This window comes from Deltaproteobacteria bacterium (assembly GCA_016219225.1).
Lineage (GTDB): Bacteria > Desulfobacterota > RBG-13-43-22 > RBG-13-43-22 > RBG-13-43-22 > RBG-13-43-22.
Genome location: JACRBX010000031.1, coordinates 1 through 7,770 on the forward strand (window position 1 = coordinate 1; position 7,770 = coordinate 7,770).

The following is a 7,770-nucleotide window of genomic DNA, read 5'->3' on the forward strand; positions in this document are numbered from 1 at the left end:
CTGATTCCTTCGATCCCCACGGAAAGGAATGTGCATGGCCGAATTGCAATTGAAACAAAGTGAGCTGTTTAAAAAAGTGGTTCCCGAGGGGTTAAAAATTCTCGCCCCTTTAGCCCGACAGGAGACCTATGCCCCGGGAAGTATCATCTTTTCTCAAAACACCATGGCGGAAAAACTCTTTCTTCTGGATCATGGGGTGGTGGCCTTGAAGACCTCTCTGGCCGGTGGGTTGGAAATTACTTATGAAATGATAACCAAAAAGGGAGATCCCTTCGGCTGGTCGGCCCTGGTCGAACCTTTTCAGCTCACGGCCACAGCCATCTGTCTGGAAAAATCCCAGGTTATCGCCTTTCAACAAAAGGAGTTGGATCGGATTTTCCAACAACATCCGGACCTGGGTTTCCTGGTCATGAAAAATTTATGCGTCCTCATCGCCAGGCGGCTTCAGCGGACCCGCCAGCTTCTGGCCGGACAGGTTTAGGGCGAAAATAACGTTGCGGGTTACGAGTTACGGGTTGCGGGTTCAAAACCAACCTTACTTCGACATTCATTATTCGATATTCGATATTCGCATTTTTATGCTTCGTGGTGCCCAAAACGGGCAGGAGTGCTTATTATGAAAAAAATAAAACTGGGCGGAATCATCGAACATAAGGACCTGAGTCTGATCAGTATTGAGAATATTCCCGACCGTCCCGGCATCGCCGGTTTGATCTTTCAAACCTTGAGTCACCGGGGCATCAATGTGGAGTTTATTATCCATTGCCTGAACCGAAAGGGGCAGAGCCAGGTCATACTGTGCGTATCCAAATTAAAAGGCGAGGCGGCCTTGGCGGTCCTCATGGAAATCCGATCCCGAATCGGTGACCCGGAGATGTTCATTAATTCCGATATTGCACTCCTCTCCATTTTCGGTCCCCATTTCCGGGAGCGTCCCGGTATCGCCGGAACTTTTTTTGGGGCCCTGAATTTCCAAGGCATCAACATCATGGCCATCAGCACTTCCATCTCCACCTGCTCCTGTGTTATCCCTGCCGCTGATCTGCCGATTGCCGTCAAGGCCGTTGGAGAGGCCTTTGAGGTGCCGGGAGGGGAGGAATGACGGCCCGAGTTCGGAGTTCGGAGTGGGGAGTTCGGAGTTCGGAAACTGATTCCGCCTTCGGCAAAAAAATCGAAAGGTGCAAGATGCAAGTTTCAAGAAGTTCCATTACTCGAACACTGCATTTTGCCCCCTGCAACTTGCATCTTGAAACTTGAAACTTTGAATATGAAACCATCCAACATGCGCATTCTGGTAGTGGACGATGAACCGGTGATCCGGGAAGGGATTGCCCGGGTTTTAACCAAGGAAGGGTTTTTGGTAAAAACAGTCGCCCGGGGGCAGGAGGCCCTGGTTTAATTATCCCGAAACGCCTTTAACCTGGTTCTTTTGGACATTAAAATGCCCGACATGGATGGCATGGAGGTCTTAAAAACCATCACGGCCTCGGAAGAAAACAATCACCTACTGGTGATCATGATTACCGGATATCCGGAGATCGAAACCGCCGTCCAGTCGATTAAAATGGGGGCCTTTGATTACCTGTCCAAGCCCTTTACCCCGGAGCAGCTTAAAGCGACCCTGCAGAAGGCGATTGAGCACAAAAAGCTGTTAATGGAAAACCCATCCTTACGAAGACAGATGGAACTGAAAGGCGGCGCTGATCCTTTGATCGGGAAGAGCCGGGCCATGCAAAAAATCTTTCAAACCATCGAAAAAGTCGCTCCCACTGACAGCACGGTTTTGATTTACGGACCCAGCGGAACGGGGAAAGAATTAGTGGCCCGGGCCATCCATCAACACAGTCTCCGGAAAGACAAGGAATTCGTGGCTGTGGATTGTTCGGCCCTGGTTGAGACCCTATTGGAAAGTGAACTGTTCGGCCATGTCAAAGGCTCTTTCACCGGTGCCGTTCAAACCAAACATGGATTTCTGGAATTGGCCAATGGAGGAACCTTCCTCTTTGATGAAATCTCCAATCTCAGCCTGAATATCCAGGCCAAGCTGCTTCGGGTGATTCAAGAACGGGAATTCATCAAAGTGGGCAGTGAAAAAAGGATCAAGGTGGATATCCGGATCATTGCCTCTACCAATCAGGATCTGAAACAAGCCATCCGGGAAGGAAAATTCAGGGAAGACTTGTATTACCGCCTCAGCGTCGTGCCATTGAATCTGCCTTCTTTAAAAGAACGCCGGGAGGATGTCCCCCTCCTGGTTGAATACTTCTTAGAGCGGTTTGCCAGGAAAAGCAAAAAGCCGATCCGGGGCATCTCTTCCGAGGCCATGGAACTGCTGTTGGATTATGACTGGCCGGGGAATGTCCGGGAGCTGAAACATTTGATCGAACGGATCGTCATTCTGGAAGATGGACCGATTATCCAGGCGGATAATATCCCCTGGTTTATCCATAAGCATCATCAGGATCTGCCCTTATCCGAGGAAAAGGTGGCTACCCTGAACGAGTTGGAAATGCAATATATCCGGCTGATCCTTAAAAAAACCAAAGGCAATCGCAGCCAGGCCTCGGAGCTTCTGGGGATCAACCGCAAGACCCTTCTGGAAAAAATCAAGAAATATGACCTGGAAAACTGAGACAAAAACTCCCAATTGGGATAAAATGTAACAGTTTTTTAGGCAACCCTCCCCTTTTTTAAATCGAAAAACCAGAAAACCCCTTCTTTTAAGCCATCCGTTCTTCAGGGGTTAAAATAAGAAAACACATTGAAACAATTAAAAGATTATGTATTCAGTCAAGACCTTGAAACCCTGACGAACCGGATATTTCCGATCACCAAAGCCTTCTGGCACTCTGTTTGCTCTTTATCCTTTTCAAGAAAAGAAATTTGTGCATATCTAAAACTCGTATCTCGTATCTCGTAACCCGTAACAAGCAACGAGTATCGAGCAACGAGTATCGAGTATCGAGCAATGGAAAACCGGGGTACTATTTGCATCGCCGATCCGGATAGCCGCTTCCTTTCTGAGTGGGCCGCCTCTTTACAGGAGGAAGGCTATCAGGTCTTTACCACCGAAAAAGGAACTCGGGCTATCCAAATTGTTCAGGAAGAAAAAGTGGATCTCCTTATTATGGAAGCCGATATGCCTGAAGTAAAGGCCTATGAGGCCATTCCGATCATCAAGGGGGTCGACCCGACTCTTCCGATCATTATCACGGCCGGCCGCAATACCTCGGAACTGGAGGCCCGGATCCGGCAGAAACCCATCTTTTATTACCATGTCAAAAGCTTCGGCCCGGAGGAATTACGATTAGCCATTCGAAATGCCCTGGAAAGGCAGGCCCGGGCAAGTAAAGGGGATAACTATGGGCAGCATAACCCTGCAGATTAATGGAATCCATACCAGCGGTCCTGAAGGGATGACCATCCTGGAATTAGCCAGAGAACAGGGATACCCGATCCCGACCCTTTGTCATGACCCTCATCTGTCTCCGGCCGGGGCCTGCCGTATCTGCGTGGTCGAAGAGGAAACCCGGGGAGTATTGCTCCCTTCCTGTGTAACGGCCATCGCCCCGGGAATGGTCATCAGGACGGATTCCCCTCGGGTAACCGAAACCCGCAAGACCATCCTGCAGCTTTTGTTGGCCAGCCACCCTGAATCCTGTATCGTCTGCGATAAGGGAAATCAATGCCGGCTTCGAGCCCTGGCCGCCGAAATGGGCTTAGGGTTCATCCCACTGGATCCTATGCCTCAATACTTTCCGGTCCATGACTTCAATCCTTTTTTCAAAAGGGATATGAGCAAATGCATCCTTTGCGGCAAGTGTATCCGCGGGGACCAGGAACTGGTCGTCGAAGGGGTTTTGGATTACAGCCATCGGGGGTTTACGTCCCGGCCCACTACTTTCCAAAGCCTGCCTCTCGAGGCCTCGGGCTGTACCTTTTGCGGGACCTGTCTCTCTTTATGTCCCACCGGAGCCTTGACCGAAACCGGATTGCCCCATCAGGGATCCCTCTCGAAGCAGACCCGGACGGTTTGTTCTCATTGTGCCTGCGGCTGTTCCCTGACTATGGAGATTTGTTCCGATCGGGTCATCCGGGTTACCCCGGACAACACCCCCAAAAGGAGTCCGGCCCTCTGTGTCAAAGGGCATTTCGGTTTCAATTATATCCATAGTCCGGAAAGAATCCGTACCCCCCTGATTCGCAAAAATGGGGTTTTAACGGAAAGCTCCTGGGGAGAAGCCTTAGATTTTTTTATGCAGCGCTTCCAGGCTATCTCTCAGGATTCCGGGCCCAAGGCCATCGGCTGCCTGACCGGTCCCCAGTTGACCAATGAAGAGTTGTATCTCTTTCAAAAACTGGCCCGTCTTGGTTTTAAGACCCCTAATGTGGATAACGGGTCCCATTTATATGCCGCCCCGGCCTTGATGGCTATGGAAAAGGCCCTGGGTCTGAACAGCACTATCCGTCCTTTGGAAAACCTCTTGAAGGCTGATGTCATCCTGGTTATCGGGGCCAATCCCACGGAAACCGCCCCGGTCTTAGGGTATCAAATCAAGAGGGCCGTGGCCCAAAACAAGGCCAGGGTGATCCTGATCGATCCCAGAAAAACCAAGCTGGCTTCCAGATCCCATTTGTGGTTACGGCCCCGGCCGGGCACCGATCTTTCCCTGATCCAATCCCTGACCCATACCCTTTTAACAGAGAATCTCTGGGACCAGGGGTTTGTCTACTCTCAAACCCAGGGTTTTCTGGAATGGCGGGAATCGTTCTTTAAGCTGAACATCAAGGCGGAATTAGCCGCTACCGGTCTGGAAAACCGGCAGGTTCAGGAAGCGGCCCGGGCCATTTCATCCGCCCAAAACTTATCCGTAGTTTTGGGGGACGGTCTGACCCAGCAATTAAATGCCTCGGCTACCATCATGGCCTTGATTAATCTGGTCCTTTTATCAGGACAATGGGGCCGGCCCGGATGCGGCTTTTACCCTGTCCTGAAAGAAAGCAATGCCCAGGGGGCCTGGGATATGGGGGTCTTGCCGAACCGGTTACCCGGATATCAGCCGGCCGATGATCCCAGGGCCTTGAAAACTTTTGAAGCCAAATGGGGAAGCCCCATCCCGACCGGCCCGGGCCTGTCGGCCATGGAGATGCTGGCCTCGGCCCTTACCGGGCAACTGAAAGGTCTGTATCTCGTTTCGGAAGATCCCTTATCCACCTTTCCGGATCGGAAGTGGGTGGAAGCCGCTTTGGAACGGCTTTCTTTCCTGGTGGTCCAGGATATCTTTTTAACCGAAACGGCTCAAAAGGCCCATTTGGTCCTTCCGGCAGCCAGCCCGGCAGAAAAAGAAGGCACCTATACCAATATGGAACGGAGGGTTCAGCGATTGAACCGGGCCTTTCCCCCCTTGGGCCAGGCCAAACCGGATGGTGAGATCTTCTCCTTGCTGTTACAGGCCGAGGAAACCGCCCAGGGACCTTATAAACCTCTGGAAAAAAGGGTTGAGCAACTTAATCAGGGAGACTCCCTTCAGGGGTTGCATTCAGGGTCGGCCCAAACATTCTGGCCGGCTTACTCCCCCGTAGATGTTTTAGCTGAAATTCGTGAGATGGTGCCCGGCTATAGTAAAATTTCCTGGGAAGGATTGAACCGCAACTCAATTTATCTCAACTCCTTTGATCCTTCTCCCAGACCTTATTCCTTTGAACTACCCAAAATCCATCTGGATAGGCCGGTCCTGGATTCGGAATTTCCTTTTATCCTGATAACCGGAGGCCTGCTCCCTCATCTGGGGGTCGGCACCAGAACTTCGAAGGACCCAAGACTGAAGGCCATCACCCCCCCTCCTGAAGTAACCTTTTCTCTGCAGGACGCCGAGAATTTAAGGGTCTCTTCCGGCGACCGGGTCCGCATACACTCGAAAAGAGGGGAGGTTACGGTCTCGGCCCGGATTGGAGAGGAGTGCCCGGCAGGGGTCCTCTTTCTGCCCCTGCCCTACCCTGAATTAAAAATAAACACCTTATTCGAAGCCTTTTGGGATCCCATCAGTAAAGGGTCCCTGCATAAGCTCTGTTCGGTTCGGATTGAAAAAGATCAACAAGGAGCGCTTGAAAATGATTGAAGAAATTAAGGAGATCTTGCAAGGTCACCCACCCAATCAGGAATCTCTTATCCCGGTCCTGCAACAGGTCCAGGAGCGATTCGGATATGTCCCTGAGGAGGTTGTCCCCTTTTTGGCCGAATCGTTGAAAATTTCCTCAAGCCAGGTCCAGGGGGTGATTACCTTTTACTCCCAGTTCCATACCGCGCCCAGGGGTCGAAATGTGGTTAAGGTCTGCCGGGGAACGGCCTGTCATGTCCGCGGCGGCCGGGGGGTCTTGAGAGTCGTCCAGAAAGACCTGGAATTGGAAGACGGCCAGACCTCGGAGGATTTTGCCTTTACCCTGGAGACCGTGGCCTGACTGGGGGCCTGCGCCTTATCACCAGTTATGGTGATCAATAAAAATTATTATGGGAAGATGAACCCCCGGAGAGTGGAAACGATCATAGACAAATATCGAACCAAGGAAAAAGGGGAGTGTTAATGGCCCATAGCCAACCAATGACGACAGAAGAAAGGAAAGGCCTGGAATATATGAACAGTTTAGAGGCCCTGAATCAATGGCGTCAATCTATCCTGAGCCAGAGAGACCCTGATCAAACGGTCATTTATCTCTGTCAGGGACCGGGCTGCAGTGCCTATGGGGGAGATGATGTCTTGGCGGCCTTTGAAAAAGCCCTTGCAGAACAGGGGCTGACCAAGCAGGTGGTCATTAAAAAAACCGGCTGTCATGGGTTTTGCGAACGGGCCCCCATGCTGGTTATCGCTCCCGAGGAAATCCTTTATCAACAGGTCTGCCCTGAAGATATTCCGGAAATCGTTTCTGAAACCCTGATCAAAAAGAATATCATCGGCCGCTTGATTTATAAAGATATGGCTACCGGTAAACCCTATATTCACGCCTTCGAGGTCCCATTTTATCAAAAACAAAACCGGGTGGTCTTAAGCGACAACGGCCGGATCGATCCTACCAGTCTCGAAGATTACATCGCCTGCCAGGGATATGGGGCTTTAGGGTCTGTTTTGTTCTCCATGACCCCGGAGGAAGTTATCGACTCTGTCGAAAAATCAGGCCTGCGCGGTCGCGGCGGGGCGGGATTTCCAACCGGGACCAAGTGGAAACTGGCCCGTCAAAACCCGGGCCAGGCCAAATATGTGGTCTGCAATGCCGATGAGGGCGACCCGGGGGCCTTTATGGACCGCAGCATCCTGGAAGGCAATCCCCATTCGGTCCTGGAAGGGATGGCTATCGCCGGCTATGCCATCGGGGCCTCGGAGGGCTATATTTATGTGCGGGCCGAATACCCTATTGCCACCAAACACCTTGGAATGGCCCTGGAACAGGCCGAGAAAAGAGGTCTGTTAGGGGATCATATCCTCGGCTCGAACTTTAATTTCCATATTTCCATCCGGGAAGGGGCCGGGGCCTTTGTCTGCGGAGAAGAAACGGCCCTGATCGCCTCTCTCGAGGGCCGGCGGGGCATGCCACGCATCCGGCCGCCTTTTCCGGCCCAGGCCGGTTTCCGGGGACTGCCGACCTCCATCAATAATGTGGTAACCTTCGCCAATTTGCGAAGTATCATCCTCAAAGGCTGGCAGTGGTATGCCGCTATGGGGACTGAAAAAAGCAAAGGGACCAAGATCTTTTCCGTCACCGGCCGGATCAACAATA

5 protein-coding genes and 2 pseudogenes are annotated in these 7,770 nt (G+C 51.6%); all 7 read left to right on the forward strand.

The annotated features are described in order from the left end of the window. Window positions 1-34 precede the first annotated feature (34 nt). Window positions 35-481: a cyclic nucleotide-binding domain-containing protein gene (locus HY879_02290; protein ID MBI5602162.1), complete on the forward strand. Its 447-nt coding sequence runs from the start codon at window positions 35-37 to the stop codon at window positions 479-481. A gap of 135 nt (window positions 482-616) precedes the next feature. Further along, window positions 617-1,102 carry an ACT domain-containing protein gene (locus tag HY879_02295; protein ID MBI5602163.1) on the forward strand — a complete coding sequence of 162 codons (486 nt, stop codon included), beginning with the start codon at window positions 617-619 and terminating at the stop codon, window positions 1,100-1,102. A 165-nt stretch (window positions 1,103-1,267) separates the two neighbouring features. Next, window positions 1,268-2,632, forward strand: a pseudogene (locus HY879_02300) (sigma-54-dependent Fis family transcriptional regulator). 336 nt (window positions 2,633-2,968) lie between these two features. After that, on the forward strand, window positions 2,969-3,388 hold the full coding sequence (locus HY879_02305; GenBank protein MBI5602164.1) for a response regulator: 420 nt from the start codon (window positions 2,969-2,971) through the stop codon (window positions 3,386-3,388). Further along, a complete protein-coding gene (locus tag HY879_02310) occupies window positions 3,363-6,119 on the forward strand; it encodes a molybdopterin-dependent oxidoreductase (protein ID MBI5602165.1) in 2,757 nt (918 codons plus the stop codon). Before HY879_02305 ends, HY879_02310 begins: the two co-directional genes overlap by 26 nt. Next, window positions 6,112-6,582 (forward strand): annotated as a pseudogene (nuoE, locus tag HY879_02315) (NADH-quinone oxidoreductase subunit NuoE). The gene HY879_02310 and the pseudogene nuoE overlap by 8 nt, the downstream one beginning before the upstream one ends. Window positions 6,583-6,632: 50 nt before the next feature. After that, on the forward strand, window positions 6,633-7,770 hold a 1,138-nt coding region (locus HY879_02320; protein MBI5602166.1), incomplete at its 3' end, for an NAD(P)H-dependent oxidoreductase subunit E.